The organism is Streptomyces sp. NPDC058877 (assembly GCF_042742855.1).
Lineage (GTDB): Bacteria > Actinomycetota > Actinomycetes > Streptomycetales > Streptomycetaceae > Streptomyces.
The window spans coordinates 8,473-22,710 of record NZ_JBHYMF010000109.1; the positions used below are offsets into that span (position 1 = coordinate 8,473).

The 14,238-nt window shown below is 70.6% G+C and carries 14 protein-coding genes; 5 read left to right on the forward strand and 9 right to left on the reverse strand.

Annotated elements, in window-relative coordinates; translation table 11 throughout:
• The coding region (locus ACFW2Y_RS23385; RefSeq protein WP_384882496.1) for a SulP family inorganic anion transporter at nt 1-1,456 on the forward strand (1,456 nt) is incomplete at its 5' end.
• On the opposite strand, the gene thpD is transcribed toward ACFW2Y_RS23385, so the two are convergent.
• The 6 genes from thpD to ACFW2Y_RS23415 all read right to left on the reverse strand — a co-directional run bounded on the left by thpD (nt 1,425) and on the right by ACFW2Y_RS23415 (nt 6,457).
• Entirely contained in the window at nt 1,425-2,321 is an 897-nt protein-coding gene (gene thpD / locus ACFW2Y_RS23390) for an ectoine hydroxylase (protein ID WP_384882499.1), read from the reverse strand. The genes ACFW2Y_RS23385 and thpD overlap by 32 nt on opposite strands.
• Nucleotides 2,322-2,365: 44 nt before the next feature.
• Entirely contained in the window at nt 2,366-2,770 is a 405-nt protein-coding gene (locus ACFW2Y_RS23395; RefSeq protein WP_384882502.1) for an ectoine synthase, read from the reverse strand.
• A gap of 28 nt (nt 2,771-2,798) precedes the next feature.
• On the reverse strand, nt 2,799-4,079 hold the full coding sequence (ectB, locus tag ACFW2Y_RS23400) for a diaminobutyrate--2-oxoglutarate transaminase (protein ID WP_384882505.1): 1,281 nt from the start codon (nt 4,077-4,079) through the stop codon (nt 2,799-2,801).
• 49 nt (nt 4,080-4,128) lie between these two features.
• Nucleotides 4,129-4,656, reverse strand: coding sequence for a diaminobutyrate acetyltransferase (ectA, locus tag ACFW2Y_RS23405; protein WP_384882508.1), 528 nt, complete (start codon nt 4,654-4,656; stop codon nt 4,129-4,131).
• Nucleotides 4,657-4,991: 335 nt separating this feature from the next.
• Nucleotides 4,992-5,795 (reverse strand): endonuclease I family protein, encoded by an 804-nt coding sequence (locus ACFW2Y_RS23410; protein WP_384882511.1) that lies wholly within the window; start codon nt 5,793-5,795, stop codon nt 4,992-4,994.
• A 197-nt stretch (nt 5,796-5,992) separates the two neighbouring features.
• Nucleotides 5,993-6,457, reverse strand: coding sequence for an Lrp/AsnC family transcriptional regulator (locus ACFW2Y_RS23415; RefSeq protein WP_384882514.1), 465 nt, complete (start codon nt 6,455-6,457; stop codon nt 5,993-5,995).
• Between the two features lie 118 nt (nt 6,458-6,575).
• On the opposite strand from ACFW2Y_RS23415, the gene ACFW2Y_RS23420 reads away from it, so the two are divergent.
• The 3 genes from ACFW2Y_RS23420 to ACFW2Y_RS23430 all read left to right on the forward strand — a co-directional run bounded on the left by ACFW2Y_RS23420 (nt 6,576) and on the right by ACFW2Y_RS23430 (nt 11,109).
• Nucleotides 6,576-7,685 carry an asparaginase gene (locus tag ACFW2Y_RS23420; RefSeq protein ID WP_384882517.1) on the forward strand — a complete coding sequence of 370 codons (1,110 nt, stop codon included), beginning with the start codon at nt 6,576-6,578 and terminating at the stop codon, nt 7,683-7,685.
• 240 nt (nt 7,686-7,925) lie between these two features.
• Complete coding sequence (locus ACFW2Y_RS23425; RefSeq protein ID WP_384882520.1) at nt 7,926-9,359, forward strand: aspartate ammonia-lyase; 1,434 nt, start codon at nt 7,926-7,928, stop codon at nt 9,357-9,359.
• Nucleotides 9,360-9,465: 106 nt separating this feature from the next.
• Nucleotides 9,466-11,109, forward strand: coding sequence for a GMC oxidoreductase (locus ACFW2Y_RS23430; protein ID WP_384882523.1), 1,644 nt, complete (start codon nt 9,466-9,468; stop codon nt 11,107-11,109).
• 56 nt (nt 11,110-11,165) lie between these two features.
• Here the strand turns inward: ACFW2Y_RS23430 and ACFW2Y_RS23435 are convergent, their stop codons facing one another.
• From ACFW2Y_RS23435 to ACFW2Y_RS23445, 3 genes are all read right to left on the reverse strand, one after another.
• The gene (locus tag ACFW2Y_RS23435; protein WP_384882527.1) at nt 11,166-11,654 is read right to left on the reverse strand and encodes a carboxymuconolactone decarboxylase family protein; all 489 of its coding nucleotides are present in this window, start codon (nt 11,652-11,654) and stop codon (nt 11,166-11,168) included.
• Nucleotides 11,651-12,730, reverse strand: coding sequence for a dihydrodipicolinate reductase (locus ACFW2Y_RS23440; RefSeq protein WP_384882530.1), 1,080 nt, complete (start codon nt 12,728-12,730; stop codon nt 11,651-11,653). The genes ACFW2Y_RS23435 and ACFW2Y_RS23440 overlap by 4 nt, the downstream gene beginning before the upstream one ends.
• 87 nt (nt 12,731-12,817) lie before the next feature.
• Complete coding sequence (locus ACFW2Y_RS23445) at nt 12,818-13,258, reverse strand: GNAT family N-acetyltransferase (RefSeq protein WP_384882533.1); 441 nt, start codon at nt 13,256-13,258, stop codon at nt 12,818-12,820.
• Between the two features lie 156 nt (nt 13,259-13,414).
• On the opposite strand from ACFW2Y_RS23445, the gene ACFW2Y_RS23450 reads away from it, so the two are divergent.
• The gene (locus ACFW2Y_RS23450; RefSeq protein WP_384882536.1) at nt 13,415-14,185 is read left to right on the forward strand and encodes a hypothetical protein; all 771 of its coding nucleotides are present in this window, start codon (nt 13,415-13,417) and stop codon (nt 14,183-14,185) included.
• The last annotated feature ends 53 nt before the right edge of the window (nt 14,186-14,238 follow it).

Below are 14,238 nucleotides of genomic sequence, written 5' to 3' on the forward strand. Positions count from 1 at the left end.
GGACTTCGCCGCGTCCCTCGTCGTCTTCCTCGTGGCCCTCCCGCTCTGCATCGGCATCGCCGTCGCCTCCGGCGTCCCCGCCGAACTCGGTCTCGTCACCGGCATCGTCGGCGGCTTGGTCACCGGTCTCATGCGGGGCAGCAGCATCCAGGTCTCCGGTCCGGCCGCGGGCCTGACCGTGCTCGTCCTCGAAACGGTCCGGACCCTGGGGCTGGCCGCACTCGGCCTCGTCGTGCTCCTCGCCGGGCTGCTCCAGGTCGTCATGGGCCTATTGCGCTGGGGCCGTTGGTTCCGGGCCATCTCGCTCTCAGTCGTCGAGGGGATGCTCGCCGGGATCGGTCTCGTCATCGTGGCCGGCCAGTTCTACTCCGCCGTGGGGCTCGAAACCCCGGCTTCCGGACCGGCCCGGCTCACCGGACTGCCGGGCGCCGTGGGACGCGCACTGACCGTCACGGACGCCCTCGTCCCGTTCGCCGTGGCGGCCGGCACGATCCTCGTGATGGTCGGCTGGCGGCACCTGCCCCGTGGGGTGCGGGCCGCCCCCGGAGCGCTCGCCGCCGTCTTCCTCGCGGCCCTGGCGACCGCCCTGCTCGACCTGCCGGTCGCCACCGTGCGGGTGAGCGGGGTGCTGGACGCCGTGCGCCTGCCGAACGCGGACGACCTGGCCGGGGTCGACCTCGCCCTGCTCGGCACCGTCCTCGCCTTCGTGCTGATCGCGTCGGCGGAGTCCCTGTTCAGCGCGGCGGCGGTGGACCGGCTGCACGACGGCCCGCCCACCGACTACGACAGGGAACTGCTCGCCCAGGGGGTCGGGAACAGCGTGTGCGGACTCCTCGGTGCGCTTCCGATGACCGCCGTGATCGTGCGCAGCTCGACCAACGTCCAGGCGGGCGCCAAGACCAAGGCGTCCCGGGTGCTCCACGGGGTGTGGCTCCTGCTCTTCGCCGTCCTGCTGCCCGGCGTCCTGGAGCACGTGCCGCTCGCGGCGCTCGCCGGGATCCTGGTTCACGCGGGCTGGAAGCTCATCCCCTTCAAGGGGGTCGTCTCCCTGTGGCGCAGCCATCGCGGCGAGGCGCTCGTCCTGGTCGTGACCGCCGTGGCGATCGTCACCTCCAACATGTTCGAAGGCGTTCTGATCGGGCTCGCGGTGTCCGTCGCCAAGGCGGCCTGGGACGCTTCGCACCTCCGGGTGGACCGCACCGAAGACGGCGACGGGGCGGTGCGCGTCGGCCTGTCGGGCACCGTGACCTTCCTACGCCTGCCGAAGATCCTCGACACCCTCGAAGCGCTGCCGCGCGACCGCCCCGTCGTCCTCGACCTCTCAGGACTCCACCACGTGGACCATGCCTGCCGGTCCGCCCTGGAGTCCTGGGCCGATCGTCACCGCACGACCGGCGCCGCCTTCGTGCACCTCCACGGACCGGTCACGACAGGCCCTCCGGGCGGGCAGCGATGAAGGAGGGGCGTCGGACCGGGGCGGCGAAGGGGGCCTCGGGGAGGTTCTCGACGCTGTTGAAGACGAGGAACACGTTGCTGCGCGGGTACGGGGTGATGTTGTCGCCCGAGCCGTGCAGGGCGTTGCAGTCGAACCAGGTCGCCGAGCCCGCCGGACCGGTGAAGTGCCGGATGCCGCAGGCGTCGGCGAAGGTGGTGAGTGCCTCGGGGGAGGGGATGCCGGCATCCTGCATCTTCAGCGACTGCTTGTAGTTGTCCTTGGGCGTCTCGCCTGCGCAGCCCAGGAAGGTCCGGTGCGAGCCTGGCATGATCATCAGGCTGCCGTTGGTGGTGTGGTTCGGGGTGAGGGCGATCGACACCGACACGGTCCGCATCTGGGGCAGGCCGTCCTCGGCGTGCCAGGTCTCGAAGTCGGAGTGCCAGTAGAAGCCGCTGGCGCCGAAACCGGGCTTGACGTTCACCCGCGACTGGTGGACGTAGACGTCGGAGCCGAGGATCTGTCGGGCGCGCCCGACGACCCGGGGGTCCTCGGCCAGCCGTCCGAAGACCTCGCTGATCCGGTGCACCTCGAACACGGAGCGGATCTCCTGGGAGCGGGGCTCGACGATGGCCCGCTCGTCCGCCCGCACGGCGGGGTCGGTGACCAGTCGGTCCAGCTCGGCACGGAGCTCGTCGACCTCGTCGGGGGTGACCAGCTCGTCCACCGTGACGAAGCCGTCGCGGTCGTACTCCTCCAGTTCCCGGGCCCAGAAGGGGCCCGGCGTGCCGGGCTCGGACCAGACCACGGGGTCCTTGCGGCCGATGAGTTCTTCCTTGGGGCCGCGGGTGGGGTAGAGGTCGACGGGACGGGTGGGTGCGGAGGCCATGGGGCGGAGCGCCTTCCTTTCGCGTACGGGGGTCGTCGTGGTTCTCAGGCCGGGTCGGGTTCGGTGAGGAGCGGGTAGACGCCGTTCTCGTCGTGGTCCTCCCGCCCGGTGACGGGCGGGTTGAAGACGCACAGGCAGCGGAAGTCCTGCAGGACCTTGAGGGTGTGGCGCTCGTGTCCGTCGAGCAGGTACATCGTTCCGGGCGTGATCGTGTACGTGCGTCCGGTCTCGTGGTCGGTGAGTTCGGCCTCGCCGGCCGTGCAGACCACGGCCTCGACGTGGTTCGCGTACCACATGGACGTCTCGGTGCCGGCGTACAGCACGGTCTCGTGCAGGGAGAAGCCGACCCGCTCGCGGGCCAGGACGATGCGCTTGCTCTCCCAGGTGCCGGAGGCGGCCCGCACGTGCCGCTCGGTGTTCTCCAGCTCGTCGAAGGTGCGGACGATCATGGATGGTGGCCTTTCTGCGGAGGGATGGTCAGGCGTCGCGACGGTCGGCCGCGTGGCGGACCGAGCGGGCCAGGATGCCGAGGCCCTCGTCGAGCTCGTCGTCCGTTGCGGTCAGCGGGGGCAGCAGCTTGACCACTTCGCCGTGCGGCCCCGAGGTCTCCAGGAGCAGACCGGTCTCGAAGGCGCGACGGCACACGGCTTCGGCACGCTCCCCGTCGGCGAACTCCAGACCCCAGACGAGGCCCCGGCCACGGACCGCGATGCCCATGCGGTCGTCGTCGCACAGGTCCCGCAGCGCGAGTTCCACCCGGTCGGCCCGGCCGAGGGTCCGCTGGCGCAGGGCGTCGTCGCGCCAGTACGCGTCGAGGGCGGCCGTGGCGGTGACGAAGGCGGGGTTGTTGCCGCGGAAGGTTCCGTTGTGCTCGCCCGGACCCCAGAGGTCGAGCTCCGGACGGAACAGGCAGAGCGACATGGGCAGGCCGTAGCCGCTGATGGACTTGGACAGGGTGACGATGTCGGGCGTGATGCCCGCCTCCTCGAAGGAGAAGAAGTCACCGGTGCGCCCGCAGCCCATCTGGACGTCGTCGACGATGAGAAGCATGTCGTGCCTGCGGCAGAGGTCGGCGAGCTCGCGCAGCCACTCGGCGCGGGCGACGTTGACGCCGCCCTCTCCCTGGACCGTTTCGACGATGACCGCCGCGGGGTGGTCGAGGCCGGAGCCGGGGTCGTCGAGGAGCCGCTCGAACCAGAGGAAGTCCGGCGTCTGACCGTCGAGGTACTGGTCGAAGGGCATCCGGGTGGCGTGCGGGAGCGGTACTCCGGCCCCGGCGCGCTTGGCGGCGTTGCCGGTGACGGCCAGCGAGCCCAGCGACATGCCGTGGAAGGCGTTGGTGAAGGACACGACCGTCTTCCGGCCGGTGACCTTGCGGGCGAGCTTGAGGGCGGCCTCCACGGCGTTGGTTCCGGTAGGGCCGGGGAACATCACCTTGTACGGCAGGGCGCGGGGCTCCAGGACCGTCTCGCGGAAGGTCTCCAGGAAGGCGCGTTTGGCGGTCGTCGACATGTCGAGGCCGTGGGTGATGCCGTCGTCGGCGAGGTAGTCGAGCAGCGCGCGCTTGAGCACCGGGTTGTTGTGGCCGTAGTTCAGGGAGCCCGCCCCGGCGAAGAAGTCGAGGTAGGGGCGCCCGTCCTCGTCGTACAGTCGGCTCCCACTGGCGCGCTCGAAGACGACCGGCCAGGCGCGGCAGTAGCTGCGGACCTCCGATTCGACGGTCTCGAAGACGGAGGGGGCGATGTCGGTCAGGGACACGGAGTCTCTTCTCCAGGATGTGGTGCGGGGAAAGGGGCGGGAAGTCGGTTCAGGAGGTGCGGGCACCGAGCGGGCCGATGCGGTACAACACCTCTGCGTCGTGTCCGGACGCAGGGAAGGCGTCCGACGGGAAGAGGACCTCGCGGGTGAGGTCCGCCCCGTGCCGGCGTGCGTATGACCGGAACAGCCGGTCGGACGCGAGGTTTCCCGGAGTGACGGTCGCCTCCAGCCGGTCGAATCCGTGGCTGTCCGCGACCTGTGCGGACAGAGCGTCGAGCAGGGTCCCGGCTACCCCGTTTCCGCGGTGCGAATCCTCCACGGCGACCTGCCAGACGAAGAGCGTCTCGGGAGCGTCGGGCCGCAGGTAGCCGGTGACGAAGCCGACCGGCTGCCCGGAGGCGTCACGGGCGACGGCGGTGGTGCCGGCGAAGTCGCGGCACCAGAGCAGGTAGCTGTACGGCGAGTTGAGGTCGAGCTCGCCCGAGTTCCGGGCGATCCGCCACAATGCAGCGCCGTCCGTGATTTCGGCCGGGCCGACGGAGACGGCGGCCGGGGACATCAGGGGGGCAGTGGTCATGTGGGCCGAAGCTACCGAGCAGCCCGCGGAACTTCCTGGGGTGAAGGCCTTGTTCGGCGGTCGGTCTTCGTGATAGGTGCACCGGGGACGCTTGGGACGGGAATCTCTCTTCCCCGGCGCGTCAAAAGTGAATCAAGCTGGGCAATTCCACCGTTTGTAACGGATGAGTAACAGCTCTGTTTCCCGAGGCGGGGCTCCTTAAGAAGGTGAGAACATCCGGGTTTTCCTGTTTGAGGGCTCCGGAAGCGGGAAGCCGGGCCAGGAGGTCCCCTGACCCGGCTCCCGTCGCGCGGACGGTGCTCCTCGTGTGGTCTTCCGTGTGCGCTGGCGGGGGGCTACCAGATGGCCTCGACCCATTCGGGGTGGTCGATGAACGGGTTCCGGTTGCCTTGGTAGGTGGAGTAGATGACGTCGTTGCGGCGCTCCTCGAAGGCGCTCGGCGGATCCTGCTCGTTCCACTGCTTCAGGACCGAGAGCCGGCCGTGGAAGGGCGTGCTGCCGTTGGAGGAGGATTCGTTGGGCTCCAGGTCGGGCCAGGCGTCGTCGCCCTCGTAGCGAACGGCCATGTAGAGGATCATGCGGGCCACGTCCCCCTTGTCCGCGTCGCGCGGCTCGAAGGAGTTGCTGTCCGTGTAGCTGCCGGGGGCGCCGCTGACCGCGCTGCCGCCGTTGTCCCAGTCCTTGTTCCCGCGGATGCTGTTGACCTGTACGTCGCAGGCGCGCAGGTGGTGCAGGTCGGTGCCCGGGCCGGTCGAAGTGCCGAAGTCGCCGTGGGACTTGGCCCAGGTGTGCTCGCGGTTCCAGTCACCCACGCTGCCCCCGTTGAGGGACTTGCTCCGTGAGGTGCCGCTGTACAGCAGGATGACGTTGTTGGTGTTGTTCGGATCTTGGTCGGTGTTCTTGAGTGCGTTCCAGACCGCGGAGTAAGAGATCTTGTTCTGCTTGCTGATGATGGTGTGCAGTGAGGACTTGAGGTTCGTGCCGCTCTTGCCGATCGCGTCCTTGTAGTACGTGCTGTCGTACGCGGTCGTCGTGGCGCTCGCGGGGGTCGCGGCGACCGTGGGGAGCGTGACGCCGACGAGGGTGGCGGCTGCCGCCGCCGCCCACGCCTTCCATCTGCCGATCCGCACAACGGACATGGGGGGCCCTTTCCCGGGGAGGGTACGCGCGGGATGACCGGTGCCCGCTCAACGGCGCCGGTGTCTACGCGTGTTGACTTGATGTCACCGGGAGGGTCGCACACGTCAGGTACCTGTCATGTAACGGGAAGGGGGCCGTTCCGTGACGTTCTCGCATAGGTCGGAGCCGCCCCGCTTTCCGGGTGTTCACGGAGGCATCAGGCGCCCCGGGCGTCCACCGGCACCCCCTTGGGCTCCTTGATCCGCTTCATGATGATCTGCGAATTGACCTCGGTGACCCCGGTCAGCGTCGTCAGTCGTTCGATCCACAGCCGCTCGTACGCCGCCAGGTCCGCCACCGCGATCCGCAGCAGGCAGCCCGGGCTCCCGAACAGGCGATAGGCCTCGATCACGTCCGGCACCTCGCGGAGGGCCTCCTCGAAGGCCTCCACCGTCTCCCGGTCGCGTCGCACCTCCACCGAGACGAGGACCTCGAAACCGCGCCCCACCGCCTCCGGGTCGATGATCGCCCGGTAGCCCCGGATCACCCCGTCCTGCTCCAGCTGGCGCACCCGGCGCAGGCAGGGGGAGGGGCTGAGTCCGACCCGCTGGGCCAGCTCCTGGTTGCTCAACCGGCCGTCGTTCTGAAGCTCGCGCAAGATATGGAGATCGATTCGGTCCATGGCGCAATTGTCTACCACGATCGAAGGGGGCAAGGGTCGATTTCGCAATCGTCTTGCGTGCCACCTGCCCTATCGTTGCGGGTGCAGGTGACATGGGTACGGAGTGAGGGCGGCAGTCATGAAGCGGACGAACGACGGGGGAGCGCGCCGGATCGTCGTCATCAGCACGGGCGGCACGATCGCCAGCCGCTGGCAGGGCACCGGCTATGCGGCCGATGCCTCCGGCAGTGACGTGCTGGCCACCGCCCCGCTTCCCGAGGGCGTCACCGTCGAGGTCGTCGACCTGTTCAACGTGAACAGTTCCCGCATCACCGCGGCCCACCAGCTCGCCCTCCTCCGCACCGTCCACGAGACCCTCGCCGACCCCGGCGTCGACGGCGTCGTGGTCACCCACGGCACCGACACCCTGGAAGAGACGGCCTTCCTCCTGGACCTCCACCACGCCGACTCCCGGCCGGTCGTCCTGACCGGCGCCCAGCGGCCCTTCGGCACCGGCGACGGTGACGGCCCCGGCAACCTCTACGACGCGCTCCAGGTCGCCTCCACCGTCCGCGACCTCGGTGTCCTCATCGTCTTCGACGGCCGTGTGCACGCGGCCCGCGGCACCGTGAAGACCCAGACCCTCGCCGTCGACGCCTTCTCCGACCCCTCCACCGAGCGCCTCGGTCGCGTCGGCTTCTCCCGCGTCGACATCGAGCGGCAGCCGGAGCGCCCTGCTCCGCTCCCCCTCCCCGCCGCCGCGCGGACCGCGGCGCCCGGTGCGACCGGCCCCGACGCCGCTCCGTTGCCCCGGGTCGACATCATCACGCACCACTCCGACGGCGATCCGTTCCTCCTGAACGCAGCGGTTTCCGCCGGGGCCCGGGGGATCGTGCTCGTGGCCACCGGCGCGGGCAACGCCACCCCCGAGATCACCTCCGCCGTTGCGGAGGCCGTCGCCCAGGGCGTGCTCGTCGCCGTGACCACCCGGGTCCCCGCCGGGCCGCTCGCCGAGATCTACACCGGCGGCGGCGCGGTCGACCTCGTCGCTGCCGGTGCCCTGCTCACCGGCACCCTCCGGGCCGGGCAGGCGCGCATCGCGCTCCTCGCCGCGCTCCTCTCCGAGGGGGCCACCGGTGCGACGGACCCCGCCCGCCTGCGCCGACTCCTCGAAGGCCCCGTCCGTGCGGAGCCGACCCTCGCCACGGGCGGGTCCCGGTCCGCCTCGGCGGTCGCTGCCCGCGCCTGACCCGGGCACACTCCAGAACGCCGGCCCGCGGGCGGAACCCCCGCCGTTCCGCCCGCGAGCCGGGACCACATGTGCGCATCGGCGCGCCCGCCCGCAGCCGCCCCCGCTCGGTGCCGGAGCCGTCCGCCGCTCCCGCCCGGCGCCCGGGAGGCCGACAGCCGCGCCGCCGAAGGTGCGGTCCGCCCTTGCTCGCCCCTGCCCCTCCCCACCTTTCCGCCCCGCCCTTCCCGAGGACTCCCCATGGCCCCCGCACCGGTCCCGCACGCCCTTCCCGTTCGCCGCGAGCACGATCTGCTCGGTGAGCGGGACGTCCCCGCCGATGCCTACTGGGGCGTCCACACGCTGCGGGCCACGGAGAACTTCCCGATCACCGGCACCCCCATCGCCGTCTACCCCCTGCTCATCGATGCGCTGGCCGCCGTGAAGGAGGCCGCGGCGCGCGCCAACGAGGAGTTGGGGCTGCTTTCCGCCGCCAAGGCGGACGCCATCGCCGGCGCCTGCCGGGAGATCCGCAACGGACGGTTCCACGACCAGTTCGTCGTGGACGTCGTCCAAGGCGGAGCGGGAACCTCGACCAACATGAACGCCAATGAGGTCGTCGCCAACCGGGCCCTGGAGCTCCTCGGCCACGCCAAGGGCGACTACGACCGGCTCCACCCCAACGAGGACGTCAACCTCGGCCAGTCCACCAACGACGTCTACCCGACCGCCATCCGCATCGCGGCGATCGGCGCCGGCCGCGAACTCCTGAAGGCGATGGCCGTCCTCCAGGACGCCTTCGCCGCCAAGGCGCTGGAGTTCCGCGAGGTCGTGAAGATGGGGCGCACCCAACTCCAGGACGCGGTGCCGATGACGCTGGGCCAGGAGTTCTCCACCTACGCCGTGATGCTGGAGGAGGACCGCGGTCGGCTCGCCGAGGCGATCGAGCTGATCCACGAGATCAACCTCGGGGCCACCGCCATCGGCACCGGCCTCAACGCCGCTCCCGGCTATGCCGAGACCGCCCGTCGTGAGCTCGCGCAGCTCACCGGCCTGCCGCTGGTGACCTCGGTCAACCTGATCGAGGCCACCCAGGACTGCGGCGCCTTCGTCCAGCTCTCCGGGGTCCTCAAGCGCATCGCGGTCAAGCTCTCCAAGACCTGCAACGACCTCCGCCTGCTGTCCTCGGGGCCGCGCGCGGGCCTCGGCGAGATCAACCTGCCCCCGGTCCAGGCGGGTTCCAGCATCATGCCCGGCAAGGTGAACCCGGTGATTCCCGAGGTCGTCAACCAGGTCGCCTTCGAGGTGATCGGCAACGACATCACCATCACCATGGCCGCTGAGGCCGGACAGCTACAGCTCAATGCCTTCGAGCCGGTCGTCTTCCACGCCCTGTCGAAGAGCCTCCTCTCGCTGCGCGCCGCCTGCCTCACGCTCGCCGAACGCTGTGTGGACGGCATTACCGCGAACACCGAGGCGCTCAGGACGGCCGTGGAGAATTCCATCGGCCTCGCCACGGCGCTCAACCCCCACCTCGGCTACACCGCCGCCACGGCCATCGCCAAGGAGGCGCTCGCCACCGGCCGGGGAGTCGTCGAACTCACCCTGGAGAAGGGCTTGCTGCCCGCTCACCGACTTGCCGAGCTCCTCACCCCGGAGCGCCTCACGGGAACCCCGGGGCCGATCGGAACCTGAGTGTTCGAGCGGCCCTAGGACTGAAGTTACCCGTCGGTTTAGCGTGACTTCCCCGACGGTTGACAGTAGAACGTGTTCCCATTCTTTCGTGAGTGAGGAACAGCACGTGAATCAACTGCCTCTGTACGCCAACGGAATCGGCGGTCTCAGCCGCCGCCGTTTCCTCGCGGGAACAGGTTCCCTCCTCGGCGCCGCCGCCCTCATCGGGCATGCGGGCCCGGCCCGCGCCGAGACCCCCCTCGCCACCACTTCGATCCCTGCGGGCGCCCACGTCCCGGCACTGGTCATCGGCACCGGGTACGGCGGCTCCGTCGCTGCGCTCCGGCTCGCCCGTGCCGGCATCGACGTCCACATGGTCGAGATGGGCATGGCCTGGGACGCCCCGGGGTCCGACGGCGAGATCTTCGCCAACACCACCAAGCCCGACTACCGTTCCTTCTGGCTGCGGACCCGCACCAAGCAGCCCCTGAGCAACTTCCTCGGTTTCCCGCTCGACAAGGACGTCCCCCGGTACACCGGCATCCTCGACGCCGAGGACTTCGCCGGCATCACCGTCTACCAGGGGCGCGGCGTCGGCGGCGGCTCCCTCGTCAACGGCGGCATGGCTGTCACGCCGCGCCGCGAAAACTTCGCCGCCATCCTCCCCACCGTCGATGCCGCGGAGATGTACGCCACGTACTACCCGCGCGCCAATGCCGGACTCGGCGTCACCGAAGTGGACCAGGCCTGGTGGGAGAGCGCTTCCTGCTACCAGTACGCCCGTGTCGGCCGCAAGCACGCCGAGCGCTCGGGATTCCCCTTCGTCTTCGTGCCGAACGTCTACGACTGGGAGTACATGAAGCGGGAACTCGCCGGCGAGGTACCGAAGTCGGCCCTCGCCGGCGAGGTCATCTACGGCAACAACCACGGCAAGAAGAACCTGCAGAAGACCTATCTCGCGCAGGCCGCCTCCACCGGCCGCGTCACGATCTCCGCGCTGCACAAGGTCACTTCGGTCACCCCGGCGTCCGGCGGTGGCTACACCGTGGCCATCGACCAGATCGACACCACCGGGGCGACCCTCGCGAGCAAGACCGTCACCGCCGACAAGGTCTTCTTCGCCGCCGGCAGCGTCGGCACCAGCAAGCTCCTGACCCGTCTCAAGGCCATCGGCGCGCTCCCCGCCCTCAACGACCAGATCGGCAAGGACTGGGGCGACAACGGCAACGTCATGTGCGGGCGCGCCAACCACATGTGGGACCCGACCGGCAAGCTCCAGTCGGCCATGCCCACCGCAGGCATCGACAACTGGGACGCGGGCGGTGCCTTCGCCGAGGTCGCCCCGCTGCCCACCGGCATCGAAACCTACGCCTCGTTCTACCTTTCCATCACCAAGACCCCGCACCGCGCCGAGTTCACCTGGAACCCGGCCACCGGGAAGGTCGACCTCAGCTGGGAGAGGGCCTGGAAGCAGACCTCGATCGATGCGGCGAAGACCATCTTCGACAAGATCAACGCCAAGGAGGGGACGATCTACCGCACCGATTTCTTCGGCGCGTACAAGATCTGGGGCGACCACCTCACTTACCACCCGCTCGGTGGCGCAGTCCTCGACCGGGCGACCGACAACCACGGTCGGCTCCACGGCTACACCGGTCTGTACGTCATCGACGGCGCCCTCATCCCCGGCAACACCAGCGTCAACCCGTTCGTCACCATCACGGCCCTCGCCGAACGCAACATCGAGCGGATCGTCACGGAGGACTTCTGACGGGTGGTGCGGACGGGCCGGCCGGTGCCTCTGGTCGGCCCGTCCGGGGGCGTTCCTCAGTGCGTCGGCAGCACGCACACCGCGTCGAGCCCGAGCACCCGGTTGAGCCGTCCGAACGCCAGCCAGGAACCCAGGCTCATCGTCAGCTCCACGATCTCCGCCTGGCCGTAGTGCGCGGTCATCCGCCCCCAGAACTCCTCGTCGAGGCCGTGGTGGTCGAGCGCGTACCGCTCCGCGTACTCGGCCGCGAGCCGCGTCCGTTCGTCGAAGGCCTCCGAGACCTCCGTCTCGCGCCAGGCCGCGACCAACTCGTCGAAGCCCTCCTCGACCTTCTCCCCGTCCCGGTCGGTGCGCCAGTCCAGGCAGAATCCGCAACCGTTGATCTGTGCGATCCGCAACCGCGCCGCCTCGAACTCGCGCAGCCCCAGGGTCGTGTGGGAGTACACCGACAAGGAGAAGTTCGCCGCCGCCGTTCCGATCTCGGGGACCATCTCGCCCCACACATAGCCGATCGGCTCCTGCCCCTCGGGAATGTCGATGATCACTTCAGGCTCCTTCCCAGCTTCCCGACCGCCGGTCGCAGCGGCACGTCCAATGCGTCGTACAGCCCCGGCTCCGCAGCCACCAGCCAGTCGATCGCCCCGACGAGCCGCCCCACGGCCGTGGCGTTCCCGCCCGCCGACCGGTTCTCCCCCTCGTCGGTCGCCGTGACCGTCACCTCGATCCGCGGACTTCCCTCGACGACCACCCGATGGGCGCCCGCCCCGTCGGGCGGCACGGGCCAGTCCGGCGCGCACGAGGGGTGGATGCGGGTGACGTGCTCGATCACGATGCGGGGCTCCCCGCCCACGATGCCCTGCACCTCGAAGCGGACCGCGCCCTGCGTCCCCGCCTCGAAGGAGCCCATCGTCCGCGTCCTGACCGTGGTCTCCAGGGGGCGCCGTTCCACGGCCTCGCGGATCTCGTCGAGCGTGGCGCCGAGGGCGCGGGCCATCAGCCGGATCTGTCCGCCCCAGATCATGGTCGGCACCGAGGGCCACAGCATGGGCGGTTCGTATGCCATGGGGCGGCCCATCCCTACCAACTCCCGGACGGATTCCTCCTGCTCGTACGTCGAGTAGTCGAAGATCTCCTGACAGCGGATCGTCTCCACGGTGGCCCCGAGGCCGCTCACCAGCAGCGGCAGCACGTCGTTGCCCCAGCCCGGGTCGACGCCGGACACGAAGAGCGAACCGCCCCCCTCGGCGACGGCGGCGAGGACCGGATCCCGGAACTCGGGGGGCGCGTTGAGCTGGTCGTACAGTGGGTACAGGGCGGGCGTCACGACCGCCGCCCCCGCCGCCACCGCCCGTGTCACATCGGCGAGCGCCCCGTCGGGCCGGGTGTCGCCGGAGGCCGCGTACACGACCGCCTCGGGCCGTCCGGCGAGCACCGTGCCGACGTCGTCGTCCGCCACCACCCCGAGATCGCGCCCGAGCCCCGCGAGTCGGCCCGCGTCCCGGCCCACCTTCACGGGGTCGGACACCAGCACGGCCGTGAGTTCGAGGTCGGGATGGGCCTCCACTGCGCGAATGGCCGCCCGCCCGACGTTTCCGGTACCCCACACCACCGTCCGAATCATGCGCGGAGGGTAGCGCCGGCTCCCGGAGGTTCCCAGTCCCGCGACGACCAAATCTGACGATCCGTCAAAAATATTCCAAGGGGGCTCTCACGTCAGGCGCAAGGTCACGAAGGGGATGGTGTCGCCCGGCAGCACGTACCGCTCCACCTCCACGAAGCCGCGCGCCAGTGCGAACCGCAGACCCTCCTCGTTCGAGGCCAACACCACCGTCTCCACCCCCGCGCCGCCCAGCGTCCGTGCGTGCGCGAGCCCCCGCTCGTACAGGGCCGTTCCGAAACCACGGCCGCGGAACCCGGGCAGCGTCCGTGCGATGACGGTCGCCGCCGGTGTCTCCCCGTCCGGCGGGCGCACCGTCGAACACCCCACGGGCGCACCGTCGGAGTACGCCACGTCCAGCCGGTTCCGGCCCGCACGCTCCCGCACCTGCTCCGACGAGAGCACCGCGGTCGGGACGATCGCGTTGTGCACGGCCCGCCAGTCTTCGAGCTGCTCTTCGGTCCGTGCCCGTTCGACGAGGAGATCCTTCATCCCCGGAGCCAAGCGGGACCGGCGCGAGCAGTCAACCGCGTTTCCGCCCGCCGGACCGACGCGACCGTACGGGTGAGGGCGTGACCGGGGCGACAGCGCCGCCCGCCGAACGGGTACGGATCGCAGCACCACCCCGCCCCAGGAGGATGCCGTCCCATGCCCCTGCCCAAGGGCACCCCCGTACTGCTGAGCGCCGGCACGCTGTGTGCGGCCCTGCTGCTCGCCGGCTGCACGGGTGCTGCCCCGCCCCCGCGTTCCACCCCCGCCCCGGCGTCCGCGGCCACCACCGGCGACGGCCGCCCCGTTCCCGCGCCGGCCGGCGGCGAACCCGCCGCGCTGCGGATCCCCGGCATCGGAACCGCCACTCAGGCCCGTGTGCCCGACGGCACCACCCAGGCGCTCGTCGTCACCGGTGCCGCCCCCGACTCCTCCACGGCCCTCGCCACCCTGTACCAGCGGGACCCGGCCGGCCCCTGGGTCGTGGCCGCCGGGCCCTGGCCCGCCCACAACGCCCTCCGCGGTTGGACCGCCGACCACAGCGCGGGCGACCTGCGCACCCCCGTCGGCGTCTTCCGGCTCAACGACGCCGGCGGCCGACTTCCCGACCCCGGCGCCCGCCTCCCGTACGACCAGGACGAGGAGTTCGCCATCAGCGGCACCGGCTTTTCCGGCGAACCCCTCGAAGGCTCCTTCGACCACGTGATCGCCATCGACTACAACCGGGTGCCCGGACGCACCCCGCTCGACAAGGAGCGCCCCCTCGGCGCCCACCAGGGCGGCGGCGTCTGGATCCACGTGGACCACGGAGGCCCCACCCAAGCCTGCATCGCGCTGGAACGTGAGGCGCTGCGCCTGCTCCTGCGCGCCCTCGATCCGGCCGCGGAACCCGTCGTGGTGATGGGCCCGGCCCCCGCACTCGCCCGGTGACGGACGCGCCCACCCGGGAGCCCGCGGTGCCGGGCGCGGGAATTGCCGAGCGC

Bases quoted from the DNA above. Each gene is read 5' to 3' on its own strand.
- ACFW2Y_RS23425 (WP_384882520.1), top strand. From the start codon at position 7,926: ATGGCCCCCGCACCGGTCCCGCACGCCCTTCCCGTTCGCCGCGAGCAC.
- ACFW2Y_RS23410 (WP_384882511.1), bottom strand. From the start codon at position 5,795: ATGTCCGTTGTGCGGATCGGCAGATGGAAGGCGTGGGCGGCGGCGGCA.
- ACFW2Y_RS23395 (WP_384882502.1), bottom strand. From the start codon at position 2,770: ATGATCGTCCGCACCTTCGACGAGCTGGAGAACACCGAGCGGCACGTG.
- ACFW2Y_RS23415 (WP_384882514.1), bottom strand. From the start codon at position 6,457: ATGGACCGAATCGATCTCCATATCTTGCGCGAGCTTCAGAACGACGGC.
- ACFW2Y_RS23450 (WP_384882536.1), top strand. From the start codon at position 13,415: ATGCCCCTGCCCAAGGGCACCCCCGTACTGCTGAGCGCCGGCACGCTG.
- ectA (WP_384882508.1), bottom strand. From the start codon at position 4,656: ATGACCACTGCCCCCCTGATGTCCCCGGCCGCCGTCTCCGTCGGCCCG.
- ACFW2Y_RS23420 (WP_384882517.1), top strand. From the start codon at position 6,576: ATGAAGCGGACGAACGACGGGGGAGCGCGCCGGATCGTCGTCATCAGC.
- ACFW2Y_RS23445 (WP_384882533.1), bottom strand. From the start codon at position 13,258: ATGAAGGATCTCCTCGTCGAACGGGCACGGACCGAAGAGCAGCTCGAA.
- thpD (WP_384882499.1), bottom strand. From the start codon at position 2,321: ATGGCCTCCGCACCCACCCGTCCCGTCGACCTCTACCCCACCCGCGGC.
- ACFW2Y_RS23440 (WP_384882530.1), bottom strand. From the start codon at position 12,730: ATGATTCGGACGGTGGTGTGGGGTACCGGAAACGTCGGGCGGGCGGCC.